Source organism: Streptomyces sp. NPDC051555 (assembly GCF_044454405.1).
Taxonomy (GTDB): domain Bacteria; phylum Actinomycetota; class Actinomycetes; order Streptomycetales; family Streptomycetaceae; genus Streptomyces.
In genome coordinates this window covers 122260-136997 of sequence record NZ_JBITDP010000019.1, presented here as the reverse complement: position 1 = coordinate 136997, position 14738 = coordinate 122260, and the positions used below count along the sequence as shown (strand labels likewise).

At 75.4% G+C, this 14738-nt stretch carries 14 protein-coding genes; 10 read left to right on the top strand and 4 right to left on the bottom strand.

Features of this window, described 5'->3' with window-relative positions:
• Positions 1–344: 344 nt before the first annotated feature.
• A complete protein-coding gene (locus tag ACIBEA_RS31840) occupies positions 345–1271 on the bottom strand; it encodes a DUF3027 domain-containing protein (protein WP_399266653.1) in 927 nt (308 codons plus the stop codon).
• A gap of 358 nt (positions 1272–1629) precedes the next feature.
• Here ACIBEA_RS31840 and ACIBEA_RS31835 point away from each other — a divergent pair, with 358 nt between their 5' ends.
• The 4 genes from ACIBEA_RS31835 to ACIBEA_RS31820 all read left to right on the top strand — a co-directional run bounded on the left by ACIBEA_RS31835 (position 1630) and on the right by ACIBEA_RS31820 (position 5285).
• Positions 1630–3012: an MFS transporter gene (locus ACIBEA_RS31835; protein WP_399266652.1), complete on the top strand. Its 1383-nt coding sequence runs from the start codon at positions 1630–1632 to the stop codon at positions 3010–3012.
• 107 nt (positions 3013–3119) lie between these two features.
• Positions 3120–3626: a DUF2771 domain-containing protein gene (locus ACIBEA_RS31830; RefSeq protein ID WP_399266651.1), complete on the top strand. Its 507-nt coding sequence runs from the start codon at positions 3120–3122 to the stop codon at positions 3624–3626.
• 8 nt (positions 3627–3634) lie between these two features.
• Positions 3635–4399, top strand: a complete 765-nt coding sequence (locus ACIBEA_RS31825; protein ID WP_399266650.1) for a futalosine hydrolase — start codon at positions 3635–3637, stop codon at positions 4397–4399.
• A complete protein-coding gene (locus tag ACIBEA_RS31820; protein ID WP_399266649.1) occupies positions 4386–5285 on the top strand; it encodes a 1,4-dihydroxy-6-naphthoate synthase in 900 nt (299 codons plus the stop codon). The genes ACIBEA_RS31825 and ACIBEA_RS31820 overlap by 14 nt, the downstream gene beginning before the upstream one ends.
• 89 nt (positions 5286–5374) lie before the next feature.
• On the opposite strand, the gene ACIBEA_RS31815 is transcribed toward ACIBEA_RS31820, so the two are convergent.
• Positions 5375–5758: a cold-shock protein gene (locus ACIBEA_RS31815; protein ID WP_385778512.1), complete on the bottom strand. Its 384-nt coding sequence runs from the start codon at positions 5756–5758 to the stop codon at positions 5375–5377.
• A 144-nt stretch (positions 5759–5902) separates the two neighbouring features.
• Between ACIBEA_RS31815 and ACIBEA_RS31810 the strand changes: the two genes are divergently transcribed.
• Positions 5903–6178 carry a hypothetical protein gene (locus tag ACIBEA_RS31810; RefSeq protein ID WP_399266648.1) on the top strand — a complete coding sequence of 92 codons (276 nt, stop codon included), beginning with the start codon at positions 5903–5905 and terminating at the stop codon, positions 6176–6178.
• A 57-nt stretch (positions 6179–6235) separates the two neighbouring features.
• Here the strand turns inward: ACIBEA_RS31810 and ACIBEA_RS31805 are convergent, their stop codons facing one another.
• Positions 6236–6892 carry an HAD family hydrolase gene (locus ACIBEA_RS31805; RefSeq protein ID WP_399266647.1) on the bottom strand — a complete coding sequence of 219 codons (657 nt, stop codon included), beginning with the start codon at positions 6890–6892 and terminating at the stop codon, positions 6236–6238.
• A gap of 81 nt (positions 6893–6973) precedes the next feature.
• Between ACIBEA_RS31805 and ACIBEA_RS31800 the strand changes: the two genes are divergently transcribed.
• Genes ACIBEA_RS31800 through ACIBEA_RS31790 form a run of 3 tightly spaced genes read left to right on the top strand, consistent with a single transcriptional unit; the run spans position 6974 to position 9869 of the window.
• Positions 6974–8005 (top strand): FecCD family ABC transporter permease, encoded by a 1032-nt coding sequence (locus ACIBEA_RS31800; protein ID WP_399266646.1) that lies wholly within the window; start codon positions 6974–6976, stop codon positions 8003–8005.
• Complete coding sequence (locus ACIBEA_RS31795) at positions 8002–9084, top strand: FecCD family ABC transporter permease (RefSeq protein ID WP_399266645.1); 1083 nt, start codon at positions 8002–8004, stop codon at positions 9082–9084. The genes ACIBEA_RS31800 and ACIBEA_RS31795 overlap by 4 nt, the downstream gene beginning before the upstream one ends.
• A complete protein-coding gene (locus ACIBEA_RS31790; protein WP_399266644.1) occupies positions 9081–9869 on the top strand; it encodes an ABC transporter ATP-binding protein in 789 nt (262 codons plus the stop codon). The genes ACIBEA_RS31795 and ACIBEA_RS31790 overlap by 4 nt, the downstream gene beginning before the upstream one ends.
• 505 nt (positions 9870–10374) lie before the next feature.
• Here ACIBEA_RS31790 and ACIBEA_RS31785 read toward each other — a convergent pair.
• Complete coding sequence (locus tag ACIBEA_RS31785; RefSeq protein ID WP_399266643.1) at positions 10375–11436, bottom strand: hypothetical protein; 1062 nt, start codon at positions 11434–11436, stop codon at positions 10375–10377.
• Positions 11437–11566: 130 nt separating this feature from the next.
• On the opposite strand from ACIBEA_RS31785, the gene ACIBEA_RS31780 reads away from it, so the two are divergent.
• Both ACIBEA_RS31780 and ACIBEA_RS31775 read left to right on the top strand, forming a co-directional pair.
• The gene (locus ACIBEA_RS31780; RefSeq protein WP_399266642.1) at positions 11567–14023 is read left to right on the top strand and encodes a helicase C-terminal domain-containing protein; all 2457 of its coding nucleotides are present in this window, start codon (positions 11567–11569) and stop codon (positions 14021–14023) included.
• Positions 14024–14104: 81 nt separating this feature from the next.
• The gene (locus ACIBEA_RS31775; RefSeq protein ID WP_399266641.1) at positions 14105–14695 is read left to right on the top strand and encodes a DUF4291 domain-containing protein; all 591 of its coding nucleotides are present in this window, start codon (positions 14105–14107) and stop codon (positions 14693–14695) included.
• Positions 14696–14738 lie beyond the last annotated feature (43 nt).

Below are 14738 nucleotides of genomic sequence, written 5' to 3'. Positions count from 1 at the left end.
AGCCTCGCCGGCGTTTGAGGCGCCCCCGGAGGGCCACCGGGCCACAGCTGCCCTCAAACGCCGGGCGGGCTGGAAGCGGCTCGGCCCGGCCGATGGCCGCGGCTCAAGGCGCCCTCAAACGCCGGGCGGGCTAGATGTGACCCAACCCAGCCTCGCCGGCGTTTGAGGCGCCCCCGGAGGGACACCGGGCGCAGCTGCCCTCAAACGCCGGGCGGGCTGGACTTGCCTCGGCCTGGCCGATGGCTGCGGCTTGACGCGGCCTCAAACGCCGGGCGGGCTGGAGCTGGCCCAACCCAGCCTCGCCGGCGATTGAGGCGCCCCCGGAGGGGCACCGGGCGGGTCGGTCAGGAGTGGCCGAGGTCCGAGGGGGTGGCGTCCGGCTCGGGCGACGTGCCCGCGGCGGCGACCGGCCGCAGCGAGAACTCGTCCGAGGCCATGGAGTCCAGCACCGGCGGCGCAGGCCGCATCGGCGCCGGCATGACCGCCGCCTCGGAGTGCCCCCCGCACCCGTACGACAGGGACACGAGCCGCCCGTCGGCGGGACCGAACTCGTTCGCGCAGATACCGAAGGCCTGCCCCAGCGAGCCGCCGATCGCCACGAGGAAGCCGCAGGACATGCAGGAGGCGGGCGCCGCCTGCGCCATCGGGGTCTTCGCGCCGAAGGACTCGTCCCAGCGGTCGGCCGCGGTGTGCAGACCGTAGCGGGACAGGACCCGCGCCCGCCGCATGCCGAGCTCCTCGGCCACGGAGGCGATGGAACCGCGCGCCGGCACCACCGGAGTCACCGCACGGTCCGTGACGTCGGCGTCTTCCGCTTCGACCAGCTGGGCCATCTCCGCGGAGACCACGGAGTTCGGCGGCGGCGCGTCCTCGCCGGACCAGCCGGGCTCCAGCCGCAGGTCCTCGGCATCGGTGGGCAGCAGGTCGCCCGGCCCCATGTCACCCGGCCGCAGCCGCTCGCTCCACGGCACCCACTCGGGCGCGAGGAGCGCGTCGGAGCCGGGGAGCAGCACCGTTTCGTCGAGGGTGACGTTCTTCGCGCGGGAAGCGCGGGTCACCGTGACGGCCCACCGCCATCCGCGGTAGCCCGGCTCCTTGGCCTCGAAGTAGTGGGTGACGACCCGGTCGCCCTCCGCCACCGCGGAGACGTGCTCTCCCACCACTCCGGGGAAGGCGGCATCCTCGGCCGCCGCCCGCGCGAGTTCTACCGCCTCGACGCACAGGCGGTCAGGGGTACGCGGGGTACGGCTTCGCGTCGTCGCAGCACTCACTGGTCTCGTTCTCTCCTACGCCGTCTCACGTGTGCGCCGTCCGTACTGTCGTCCACAACGACCCGTCGGTGCTGTCCGTACGTGGCGCGGGCGGAGCGGACCAGAGGGCCGCGTCGACGTCCGCACCCGATCGGCCTCGGGCGCACCTAGCGCGATCCATTCTGCGGGATCGCGAAGAGGCGCGCGGCCAAGAGCAACCGCCGGTGGCGCGCTACGCACGCTACCTCTTCTTCGGGCCTGGGCCCACATGCAAGTCCGATTCGCGGACGTCCGGCTCCCTCCGGTTCGGTCCGCGCACACGCCACGGGCACGCCGCGGGCACGCCGGGAGCGTGCCGGGAGGGGTCCTCGGGGGCCGCGTGGGGCACTATGGCCAGGTGGCACCCGTACGGTCGTCCGATGACGGCTCGGGACCGGTCCGGAGGGCCGGCCGGGCATTCGGCCGTGCCCTGCACCTGCCGATCACCGGTACGGCGCGCGGGATCCGGCGGGCCACGCACGCGCACGGGGCGGGTGAATCCGGCCTCGGCAAGCTGATCGAGCTGCACGCGATCAACGGCGCCGGGGATGTGATGATCACCGTCGCGCTCGCCTCGACGGTCTTCTTCTCCGTCCCCACGGACGAGGCCCGCGGTCGGGTCGCCCTCTACCTCGCCATCACCATGGCGCCCTTCACCCTCCTGGCCCCCGTCATCGGCCCGCTGTTGGACCGCTTGCCGCACGGCCGCCGGGCGGCGATGGCCGCGGCGATGTTCACCCGGGCGGTGCTCGCCGTGATGATGTCGGGCGCGGTGGCCACGGGCGGACTGGAGCTGTATCCGGCGGCGCTGGGGGTGCTGGTCGCGTCCAAGGCGTACGGAGTGGTGCGCAGCGCGGTGGTGCCGCGGCTGCTGCCGCCCAAGTTCTCGCTCGTCAAGGCGAACTCCCGGGTGACGCTGGCCGGGCTGTTGGCCACCGGGGCCGCGGCGCCGGTGGGGGCGGCCCTGCACGCGATCGGCCCGCCCTGGCCCTTGTACGGGGCCTGCGCGATCTTCCTCGCCGGCACCTTCGCGGCCTTCACCCTGCCGCACAAGGTGGACGAGGCGAAGGGCGAGCGGCGGGCCCGGCTCTCCACCCATGAGGCGCACTCGCGGCGGCCCGGGCTGCGGACGGTCAGCAGGTCGGTGCTGTGCGGGCTGCTGGCGAACGCCGCCATGCGCGGCCTGTCCGGGTTCTTGATCTTCTTCCTGGCGTTCCTGCTGCGGGAGCACCCGCTGGCCGGACAGAGCGCGGCCGTCTCGCTGGGGATCGTGGGCGTCTCGGCGGGCGTGGGCAACGCGTGCGGGACGGCGGTGGGCGCCTGGCTGCGGGCCCGTGCGCCGGAGACGATCATCGCGGTGGTGCTGTGCGTCACGCTCGGCGTCGCGGTCGTGGCGGCGGTCTTCTTCTCCGGGGTCCTGATGGCGGTGCTGGGCGCGACGGCGGGCTTCTGTCAGGCGCTGGCCAAGCTGTCGCTGGACGCGATGATCCAGCGGGACGTGCCGGAGGCGGTGCGCACCTCGGCCTTCGCGCGATCGGAGACGCTGCTCCAGGTGGCCTGGGTACTGGGCGGGGCGATCGGGATCGCGCTCCCGCTGCACGGGGTGTTGGGGATGGGGGTGGCGGCGGCCATCGTCGCGCTGGGCACGGTGATGGCGGTCCGCGGACTGCTGGCCTCCCCCCGCCACCACCACCCGGGCGCGTCCCGCCCCCGGGTGGCTTAGCGCGGCGCCGCGCGGATGTGACGGCCCGCCGGAAAAAACTTCCGCGGGCGGCCCGCCAGGGGACCCGGTGCGGGGCGGGGGCGCGGTGGCCCGATAGCCTTCGGCTCATGACCGCACCGCTTTTCTCGGGTAGGGCCCGCCGCAGTGTCGCGGCCCTCGGAGCCGTTTCCGCCGGCCTCCTCGTCCTCTCCGCCTGCGACAAGCCGACGCCCCTGGCGACCGTGACGGTCGGCAGCTCGTCGGTTTCCGCGCAGGCCGCCTGCCGCCTCCAGGGCTCGGAGAAGGAGTTGTCCGAGGCGCGCGTCCAGGAGTGCCTCTCCGACGAGAAGGGCACGGAGGGCGCGAAGACCATCGACTACACCGCCGGTGAAACCCTGCGCCTGGGCGTCGAGCCCGACGTGGTGGAGGACGGCAAGAAGTGGCTGGCCGCCGTCGGCACCCAGCGCCTCGGCGACCTCAGCACCAACACCTACCAGAGCTTCCCGGGCCTGAACCCCTTCTCCACCGGTGGCCAGGGCGCCGCTCCGGAGGCCCAGCCGCTGCACATCATCGAGCTGAGCAAGGCCGGCAAGCCCACCTCCGTCTGGACCTTCAACCTCAAGCTCAAGAAGTAGTCCGTCCGGTGCGCGCGCTCATCGTGACCGCGGTGGCGGCGGAGGCCGACTCCGTCGTCGCCGGTCTCACCCCTCATCCGGACCCCTCCGGGTCAGCTGAGCCGCGCACCCTCCCCGGCGGGTACCTCATCACCCGTCGGGACCTGCCCGGCCTCGCCCTCGACGTGCTCGTCGGCGGGGTCGGCCCGGCCGCCGCCGCCGCGGCCACCGCCACCGCGCTCGCGACCTCCCTCGTGGGCGTGCCCGGCAAGGGCGGTCCCGCCCCCTACGGCCTCGTCGTCAGCGCCGGCATCGGCGGCGGCTTCCAGCCCGCCGCTCCCCTCGGCTCGCTCGTCGTCGCGGACGCGCTCGTCGCCGCCGACCTGGGGGCCGAGACCCCCGACGGCTTCCTGGACGTCCGCGCACTCGGCTTCGGCCATACCGTGCACCTGCCGCCCGCCGAGTTGGCCGCCCGGGCCGCCGAGGCGACGGGCGCCCTGCTGGCGCCGGTGCTCACCGTGTCCACCGTCACCGGCAGCGCCGAGCGCGCCGCGCTGCTCGCCGCCCGGCACCCGCTCGCGGGGGCCGAGGCCATGGAGGGCTTCGGGGTCGCCGAGGCCGCCGCCGCGTACGGAGTGCCGGTACTGGAGATCCGCGCCGTGTCCAACGCCGTGGGCCCGCGCGAGCGCGCCGCCTGGCGGATCGGGGACGCGCTCGCCGCGCTCACCGACGGCTTCCGCGCGCTGGGGCCCGTACTCGCGAACTGGGGAGAACGCCAGCATGAGCACCACTGAACCGCTCGCGGACGCGACGCTGAAGATCGCCTACTCGCCGTGCCCCAACGACACCTTCGTCTTCGACGCGTGGGCGCACGGCCGGGTGCCCGGGGCGCCCGCGCTGGAAGTGACCTTCGCGGACATCGACGTCACCAACGGCATCGCCGAGCGCGGCCCGGACGCCCCCGCGGACGCGGCCGACCTGGCCGGGCTCGACGTGCTGAAGGTGTCGTACGCCGTACTGCCCTGGGTGCTGGAGGACTACGCGCTGCTGCCCTGCGGAGGGGCGCTGGGCCGCGGCTGCGGGCCGCTGGTCCTGACCCGGGAGCCGGGCACCGACCTGACCGGTAGGACGGTGGCCGTGCCGAGCGAGCGCTCGACCGCCTACCTGCTCTTCCGGCTGTGGGCGGCCGACGTGCTGCCGGGCGGTGTGGGCGAGGTCGTGGTGCTGCCGTTCAACGAGATCATGCCCGCGGTGCGCGAGGGCCGGGTGGACGCCGGACTGGTGATCCACGAGGCGCGCTTCACCTACCAGGACTACGGGCTGCACTGCCTGGCCGACATGGGCGAGCACTGGGAGTCCACGACCGGACTGCCGATCCCGCTCGGTGCGATCATCGCGCGGCGCTCGCTGGGCGCCGAGGCGCTGCGCGCGCTGGCCGAGGCGGCCCGTACGTCGGTGCGGATGGCGTGGGAGGACCCCGAGGCGTCCCGCCCCTACGTCCGGGCGCACGCGCAGGAACTGGATCCCGCGGTGGCCGACCAGCACATCGGGCTGTACGTCAACGAGTTCACGGCGGACCTGGGCGAGGACGGCTACGCGGCGGTGCGCGGGCTGTTGACCCGGGCGGCGGCGGAGGGCCTGGTCCCGGCGATCGCGCCGGGGGCGCTCGACTTCCCCTGAGGCCACGCGACGTCGCCCCGGTCCCCCGCCGGGTGGCGGGTGACCGGGGCGCGGTCGTACGGGTCGGACGCGGATCTCGGACGCGGGTCTCAGACGTCGAGCTGGTCGGCCACCGCGCGCAGCATGCCGGCGATCTTCGCGCCGTGCGCCTTGTCGGGGTAACGGCCGCGCTCCAGTTGCTGCGTGACGTTCTCCAGCAGGGTCGTCAGGTCCTGGACGATCGAGGCCAGCTCGTCCGGCTTGCGGCGCTGCGCGGCCGCGACCGACGGCGCCGGGTCCAGGACCGTCACCGAAAGGGCCTGGTCGCCGCGCTGGCCCGCGACCACGCCGAACTCCACGCGCTGGCCGGGCTTGAGCGCGTCGAGCCCGTCCGGCAGTACCGACGAGTGGACGAAGACGTCGCCGCCGTCGTCGCGGGAGAGAAAGCCGAAGCCCTTCTCACTGTTGAACCATTTGACCTTGCCGGTAGGCACGTCCGTCCTCTGTCCTTGTGCTCGTCGGTGTGGCGGGTCATCTGTGACCTGTCACCTTCAAGGTGAATGATCAGGGCAGCCCTGACAAGGCGTCCCCCGGTCCTTCCTGCAGTGTCCCTTCGGCCAGGGAACTACCCTGGTGAGGTGACTCCCACTCCCCATTCGGAAAATGCGCGGCCTGATGAAGCGCGGCCCGGCGACGCGTTGGTCAAGGCCGGCGGCATCGTCTTCATCCTCGGCGCCGTGGCGACGCTCGCGACGATGGCCCCGCTGTTCCTGCACACCGATCCGTTCCCCTCGTACGCGTGGGCCGTGTGCATGCTCATGGGCGTCGGCTTCGCGATCTCGGCCGCCGGCGTGCTCCGCTCGGCCGGCGCCCAACGCCGCGCCGCCCGCCGCTCGCAGGCCGCCGCCCGGTAGACCCCGGCCCGGCGAACCCGGTGGACCCGTTGGACCCGGCCCGGCGGGCCGCGCGCCTCAGGCTTCCTGGACCACCGCGGCGGGCACGTGGGTGCGGACGTACTGCGCCAGCCAGGCCGGCAGCTCCGTCAGGTCCGCCAGGACCACGTCCGCGCCCGCCTCGCGCAGCTCCGGCGCGGGGCAGGGCCCGGTCGGCACGGCCACCGACAGCGCGCCCGCCGTCCGCGCCCCGCGCACGTCGCCCACGTGGTCGCCGACGTAGACCCGCGCCCCGTACTCGCGCAGCGCGACCGCCTTCGCCTCGGCCCAGAGCGAGCCGATCACCGCGTCGGGCTCGATGCCCAGGTGCGTCAGGTGCAGCCGCGCGTTGGGCTCGTACTTCGCCGTCACCACGATCGCCCGCCCGCCGAGCGCCCGCACCGCCTCGACCGCCTCGCGCGCCCCGCTCATCGCCGGGCTCGGCTCGATGGCGTACGTCGGGTACATCGCCCGGTAGCGGTCGGCCATCTCCGCGATCCGCTCCTCGGGGAACCAGTGCGCCAGCTCCTGGTCCAGCGGCGGCCCGAGCCGGGTGACGGCCGCGGCGGCGTCGATGAACGTGCCCGTCTCGACGGAGAGCACCTCGAAGGTGGCCTTGATGCCGGGGCGCGAATCGATGAGCGTCATGTCGAGGTCGAAGCCGACGGTGAAGGGGTGGGACGCGGGGGAAGTCATGCCGTCCATTGTGCCGAGACCGGGCGAACGCGGGGGAACGTAGACTTAGGCTCGCCTTACCAGATCATGAAATTGGGTGAGATGTCAGCCCCCGCTCCCAGCGCCGCCCCGCGGCGCGCCCTGACGGCCCGTCGCCTCGGCTGGACGGTGGCCGCGCTCGCCGCGCTGCTGTGCGCCGTCGTGCTGAGCCTCGCCGTCGGCGCCCGTTCCATACCCCCCTCCGAGGTCTTCGACGCGCTGTTCCGCGGCGCGCACACCCCCGACGCCGAGGTCGTCCGCAGCCTGCGGGTCCCGCGCACCCTGGTCGCCCTGATGGTCGGCGTGGGCCTCGCGCTCGCCGGGACCACGCTCCAGGGCATCACCCGCAACCCCATCGCCGACCCCGGCATCCTCGGCATCAGCCAGGGCGCCGGGGTCGCCGTCGTCTGCGCGATCGCCTTCGCCGGGGTGCACACGCTCACCGGCTACGTGTGGTTCGCCTTCGCGGGGGCGGCGGTGGCGTCCGTCGCCGTGTACGCCATCGCCGCGAGCGGGCGCGGGGGCGCGACCCCCGTGAAGCTCGCCCTCGGCGGGGCCGCGATCAACGCGCTGCTCGCCTCCGTCACCATGGCGGTCCTGACGACGAAGGCGTCCACGCTGGACGAGTTCCGCTTCTGGCAGGTCGGCTCGGTCGCCGGGCGCGACCTCCAGGTCGTCTCCCAGATCTGGCCGTTCCTGCTGGTGGGGGCGGTCCTCGTGGCGTCCGTGGCGCGCGGTCTGGACGCGCTCGCGCTCGGCGAGGACGTCGCCAAGGGCCTGGGGCAGAACGTCGCCGCCGTCCGCGTCGTCGGCGGCCTCGGGGCCACCGTGCTGACCGGCGCCGGGGTCGCGGCGGCCGGGCCGATCGCCTTCATCGGGCTGGCCGTGCCGCACATCGCGCGGGCCGTGGTGGGCGGCGACCACCGCTGGGTGCTGCCGATGGCCGCGCTGATCGGGCCCGTGATGCTGCTGGTCGCGGACGTGGTCGGGCGGGTCGTGGTGCCGCCGGGCGAGGTGCCGGCCGGGGTGATGACCGCGCTCATCGGGGTGCCGTTCCTGGTCGCCCTGGTCCGCCGCAAGGCGGTGGCCGCGTGAGCACGGTACGGACATCACCGTCGACCCGACCGGCCGGGTACGCGCTCGTACGGGCCGGGCGCGGATCCTTCCTGCTGCACCGGCGGGCCGCCGTGGTCGCGCTCTGCCTCGTGGGGCTGCTGGCCGCGGCGTGCGTGGCGTACCTCTGCGTCGGCGAGTCCTTCGTGGCGCCCGGCGAGGTCGTCAAGGTGCTGCTGGGGCAGCCCTCCCCGGACGAGCTGGTCGTCGCCGACCTGCGGCTGCCCCGCCTGACGGTGGGTCTGCTGGTCGGGATCGCCTTCGGGATCGCGGGCGCGCTGATCCAGACCGTCGCCCGCAACCCGCTGGCCAGCCCCGACATCATCGGGATCAGCCAGGGCGCGGGCGCGGTGACCGTGGCGGCGCTGACCTTCGGGGTGACCTCGTACGCCGTCCTGCCCTACCTCTCGGTGCTCGGGGGGCTCCTCGCGGCCGCCCTGGTCTACGTCTTCGCCTGGCGCGGCGGCCTGCACGCGGGGCGCTTCGTCCTCATCGGCATCGGCTTCGCCATCGCGCTGCGTTCGGTGACGACGCTGCTGATGACCAAGGGCGACTACCTGGTGGCCCAGCAGGCCCAGATCTGGATGACGGGCTCCCTCAACGGGCGCGGCTGGGACATCGCGGCGCCGCTCGGCTGGGTGCTGCTGGCACTGGCGCCCGCCGTGCTGTGGGCGGCGCGGGCGCAGCGCACGGTCTCGCTCGACGACGACACCGCGACCGCGCTCGGGGTCCGGCTGGGGCCGGTGCGGCTCGGGCTGGTCGCGCTGGGCGTGGTCCTGGCGTCGGTGGCCACGGGGGCCGCCGGGCCCGTCGACTTCGTCGCGCTGCTGGCCCCGCAGATCGCGCGCCGGATGACCCGGACCGCGCAGATCCCGCTGCTGTGCTCGGCACTGACCGGCGCCGTGATCGTGGTCCTGGCCGACCTGTTGGCGCGCCGGCTGCTGTCCCCGACCGAGCTTCCCGTGGGCGTGCTGACCGCCGCGGTGGGAGCGCCCTACCTGATCTGGCTGATCGTGCGCAGTCGTGGTGTCCGTAGCGTTCGTGGTGGAGGAAAAGCATGAGCCGTCTGACGGCGAGCGGGCTGACGCTCGCGTACGAGGACCGGGTCGTCGTGGAGGACCTCGACCTGTCCGTCCCGGACGGGAAGGTGACGGTGATCGTCGGGCCGAACGCCTGCGGGAAGTCCACCACCCTGCGGGCGCTGGGTCGGCTGCTGAAGCCGCGGGCGGGGGCGGTCCTGTTGGACGGCGAGGCGCTCGCCTCCCTGCCCACGCGGCGGATCGCGCAGGCCATCGGGCTGCTCCCGCAGTCCCCGGTGGCGCCGGAGGCGATCACGGTCGCGGACCTGGTGGCGCGCGGGCGCCAGCCGCACCAGCGGTGGTGGCAGCAGTGGTCCGAGGCGGACGAGCGGGCCGTGGTCGCGGCGATGGAGCGGACGTCGGTCGCCGACCTCGCGGACCGGCCCGTGGACGCGCTGTCCGGCGGGCAGCGGCAGCGGGTGTGGATCGCGATGGCGCTGGCGCAGGAGACGGACCTGCTGCTGCTGGACGAGCCGACGACGTTCCTGGACATCGCGCACCAGGTGGAGGTGCTGGACCTGGTGCGGCGGCTCAACCACGAGCGGGGGCGGACGGTGGTGGCCGTCCTGCACGACCTCAACCAGGCCGCGCGGTACGCGGATCATCTGGTGGCGATGAAGGCGGGGCGGGTGGTGGCGCAGGGTCCGCCCGCCGCCGTGGTCACGGCCGACCTGGTCCAGGAGGTCTTCGGCCTGACCTCCCTGGTCATCCCGGACCCCGTCACAGGCTCCCCCCTCATCATCCCCACCTCCCCGTGGTCCCCCTAGCCACCCCCGGCAGGCCCTCAATCGCCGGGCGGGCTGGAATCTCAGCCCCACCCCCAACCCGCCTCCGACGGGCGCCCTCAAACGCCGGGCGGGCTGGAATTTCAGCCTCGCCCCCACAACCCGCCTCCGGCGGGCGCCCTCAAGCGCCGGGCGGGCTGGATCTGCCGGGCCAGCGGGCACACCCAGCCCCGCCGGCGTTTGAGGCGCGGGGTCCGGGGCGGAGCCCCGGGGGCCCGGCGCAGCCCCGCCCCCACCACGTGCCTCCGGCGGGCCCTCAAACGCCGGGCAGGCTGGATTTGCCGGGCCAGCGGCACCGGGCAGGCTGGAATTTCAGCCCCGCCGGCGTTTGAGGCGCGGGGTCCGGGGCGGAGCCCCGGGGGCCCGGCGCAGCCCCGCCCCCATCGCGCGCCTCCGGCGGGCCCTCAAACGCCGGGCAGGCTGAACTCGGCGGGCCGACCTTGCCCCTGACAGCCCCGCCGGCGTTTGAGGCGCGGGCCCGGGCGGGTCAGCGGCGGCGGGCTCGCCAGGCCAGGTGGAGGGCCGAGGCGACGGCGGCCCCGCGGACCAGCCAGGGCCACATCCCCTGGAAGGCCTCGCCGAGGTGGCCGTCGACGATCGGGTCACCCCAGTGGCCGTTCATCCGCCCCCACACCCACACCACCGCACCCGCGAACACCACCCCCGGCAGCCCGAACACCACCCACTTCTTCTCGGCGGGCCCGAGCACCCGCGAGAGGTAGGCCACCAGCCAGCCGAACCCGAGCAGCACCCAGTACCCGGTGACCGCACCGACCGCCAGCAGCAGCGCCGCGAGCAACAGGAACGCGTGCGGTCTCGGGTTCCCGGAGACGACCGCGCGCCCCTCCCCCTCGCCCGGCGCCGCCGCGGCCGCCGCCGCCTCCTTGCGCCGCCGACGCCGCTCGCGCAGCGCCCGTACCGCGGCCCGGCCTCGCGATCCGCCCGTACCCGCCGCCCCGGTCGCGGCGGCCTCGGCCGCCTCGTCCTCCTCCGCCGGGACCTTGAAGAGGTCCGGCAGATCCGGCATCTCGATGCCGCCCGCGAACCCCTCGACCTGCGGACCGGCGCCGTAGCGGCCCGGCCCGACCCGCCACCAGTCGGGCTCGGCCGACCCGCCCCCGTCGGGGCCGAGTTCGTCCATCCCGGCCAGGTGCGGCGACGCGGGCCCGACCGGCGCGGCGGCCGTCGGCTCCGCGGGCCGCGGCGGCGGCACGGGCTTGCGGCCGAGCAGCCGCCCCGGCCCCCGCTGGACGGGCACGCCCCGCGGAGTCGGAGCCGGAGCCGGGGCAGGAGTCCGGGCCGGGGCCGGCGCCGGGTCACGGCCAGCCGCCAGCGCGTCGAGGATCTCCTCCGGGCTGCCGATCCGTTCGAGGATGCGGCGCACGGCGGCCGGGGTGTCCGGGTCGTACTTGGCGCGGCGCCGGTCGATCTCGTCCCGCAGGCCCGTCACCAGCCGCATCCGGTCGCCCGACGCCAGCTGGCGCCGCTGGGCCAAGTCGCCGACCCGGCTCAGATATTCGTAGACCAGATGGTCGCTCTCGATCCCCACGCCCCGGCTCCTCCCGTACCACCTCGTCGAAAGGTAGCGCGTGCGCCCGTGGAGCGGCCGCCCACGCAGCGGATAACGTGGACCGGATGGGGACCGGCCGACGACCGGCCGACGCGACCAGGAGGCGACCGTGCCCGAGGCAAGCACCGCAGGGACCGCTCCGCGTTCCCTGGCCGAGGCGCTGCGCGCCCGCGACGACACCGCGCTCGCCGCACTGCTGCGCGCCCGGCCGGACCTGCTGAACCCGGTGCCCGGCGACGTCACCCAACTGGCGACCCGGGCCGGGACCCGCGCGTCGGTGGTGCGCGCCCTGGAACACCTGGACCGCTTCGCCCTCCAGTGCGCGGAAGCGCTGGCGGTGGCCCCGGACCCGTGCCCGTACCCGGTGCTGGAGGCCCTGCTCACCGGTACGGCCCCGGGCGGCGAGGACGACCGCGCGCCGCTCGCCGACGCCGTGCGGGCCGCGCTGCCCGGGGCCCTGCGGACCCTGCGCGACCAGGCCCTCCTGTGGGGCGGGGACGACGCGCTTCGACTGGTGCGCACCGCACGCGAGTTGCTGGCCCCGTCCGCCTCCCGCCCCTCCGCCACCGGGCTCGGCCCGACCGTCGCCGAGGCGACCGCGGGCATGTCCCCGGGCCGGGTCCAGGAGATCGTGCTGGCCGCCGGACTGCCCGCCACCCACGACCCGGTGTCCGCGGTGTCCGCGCTGACCGCCCTGTTCACCGACGGGTCGCGGATGTCGGCGCTGCTCGACGAGGCGCCCGCCGAAGCCCACCAGGTGCTGGGCCGGCTGGTGTGGGGGCCGCCGTACGGGGAGGTGACCGCCAACCCGACGCCGCCCGTGCGCTGGTTGCGCGACCGCGGGCTGCTGCTGCCCGCCTCGACGCGTACGGTCGTCCTGCCGCGCGAGGTCGCCCTGCACCTGCGCGGCGGGTCGGCCCACCGGACGGTGGAACCCGTGGCCCCGACGGTGGCCGCCGCGCGCGAGCACCGTCCGCCGCTCGTGGACGCGAACGCGGCCGGGCAGGCGCTCGCCGCGCTGTCCACCGTCGAGGAGCTCGTCAAGCACTGGGAACACACCGGCCCCGCCGTGCTGCGCGCCGGCGGCCTCGCCGTGCGCGACCTCAAGCGGGCCGCCACCGCCCTGGACACCACCGAGGCCCTCGCCGCGTTCTGGATCGAACTCGCCTACGCAGCGGCCCTGTTGGCCAGCGACGGCGAGGCCGACGAGCGGTACGCGCCGACCCCCGCCTTCGACACCTGGGTCGAACTCCCGCCCGCCGAGCGGTGGTCGGCGCTCGCCGTCGCCTGGCTCCCCGCCACCCGGACGGCCGCGCTGGCCGGGGAACAGGACGCCAAGGGCCGCACCCTGTCCGTCCTCGGCCCCGACCTGGACCGCAGCGCCGCCCCCGAGGTGCGCCGCCGGGTCCTGGAACTGCTCGGCGCGCTGCCCGAGGGCGGCTCCGCCGATCCGGCGGACCTGCTCGCCCGCCTCGCCTGGGAGCGCCCGGTGCGCGGCACCAGCGAGCTGCGGGCCCGGCTCGCGCGCTGGACCCTGGACGAGGCGGAGCTGCTCGGCGTGACCGGGCGCGGGGCGCTCTCGGGCCCCGGCCGGGCGCTGCTCGCGCACCAGGACCCGGGGCCGCTGCTGGCGCCGCTGCTGCCGGAACCGGTGGACCACGTACTGCTCCAGGCCGACCTGACGGCCGTCGCGCCGGGCCCGCTGCGGCGGCCGCTCGGGGACGTACTGGCCGTGCTCGCCGACGTGGAGTCCAAGGGCGGGGCGACGGTGTACCGCTTCACACCCGGCTCCGTACGCCGCGCCCTGGACGCCGGGCGGACCGCCTCCGACCTGCACTCCTTCCTGGTCGAGCACAGCCGCACGCCGGTGCCGCAGCCGCTGACCTACCTGATCGACGACGTGGCCCGGCGGCACGGGCACCTGCGCGTGGGCACGGCCTCCTCGTACGTGCGCTGCGACGACGACGCGGTGCTCGGCGAGCTCCTCGTCGACAAGCGTTCGGCCGGGCTCGGGCTGCGCCGGCTCGCGCCGACCGTCCTGGCCGCGCAGGCCGAGCCGGGCGCGCTGCTCGACGGGCTGCGGGCGATGGGCTACGCCCCGGCCGCGGAGTCGCGCACCGGTGACGTGCTGGTGTCGCGGGCCGACACGCACCGCACCCCGCGCCGCGCCGCGCCCGTCCCGGTGCCGGACGGGCCGCCGGTGCCCGACGCGACGCTGCTGGGCGCGGCGGTACGGGCGATCCGCGCGGGCGACCTGGCGGCGACGGCGGTGCGCAAGGAGACCGTGCAGAGCGCTTCGAGCACGGGGGCCGCTCCCCAGCCCGGCGAGCTGCCGCGCACCAGCGCGGCCGAGACCCTGGCGACCGTGCAGGCGGCGGCGCTGACCGGGTCGGCGGTGTGGATCGGGTACGTGAACGCGGACGGCGCGGCCAGCCAGCGCGTGATCGCACCGGTCCGGGTCGAGGGCGGCTACGTCACCGGCTACGACCACACCGCGGACGAGGTCCGCACGTACGCCCTGCACCGGGTCACGGGCGTGGCGGAACTGGCCGACGACCAGGTGTGAGCCGTCCGCCGCAACGAACAGAAGCGGGTACGGCCGGGAAAACCGGTGGCCGGGCGGGTCGGCGGGCGGTGATCCTGGGGCATGTCCACAGAACCGTCCCGCCGGATCCGGGCGGCGCACACCGCCGACACGATCACCGTCTACCAGGCGTACTCCCCGCGACTGGGCCTCCCGGCCGCCCGCGACGGGCGGTTCCCGCCCGACTGGAAGCGGGACCGGATGACGTGGATCAAGCCGTCGTTCCTGTGGATGATGTACCGCTGCGGCTGGGGGACCAAGGAGGGCCAGGAGACGGTCCTGGCCGTCGAGATCACCCGGGCCGGCTTCGACCACGCGCTGCGCCACGCCTGCCTGTCCCACTACGCGTCCGGCGTCCATCCCGACCGCACCACCTGGCGCCACGCACTGCGCGCCGCCCCGGCCCGCGTCCAGTGGGACCCCGAACGCGACCTCCACCTGAACGCGCTGCCCCACCGGTCCCTGCAACTGGGCCTGTCCGGATCCACCTCCCGCGCCTACGCCGACGAGTGGACGCTCTCCATCCGCGACGTCACCCCGCTGGCCCACGAGGTCCACGCCCTGGTCCGGGCCGGTGACGACACCGCGGCCCGCGCCCTCCTCCCGGCCGAAACCCCCTACCCCGCACCTCCGTTGCCCCATCTGGGCGCCTGAGCCTTCCTGCGGGACCCCCACAGCCGGCGGGGGATGCGGCAGA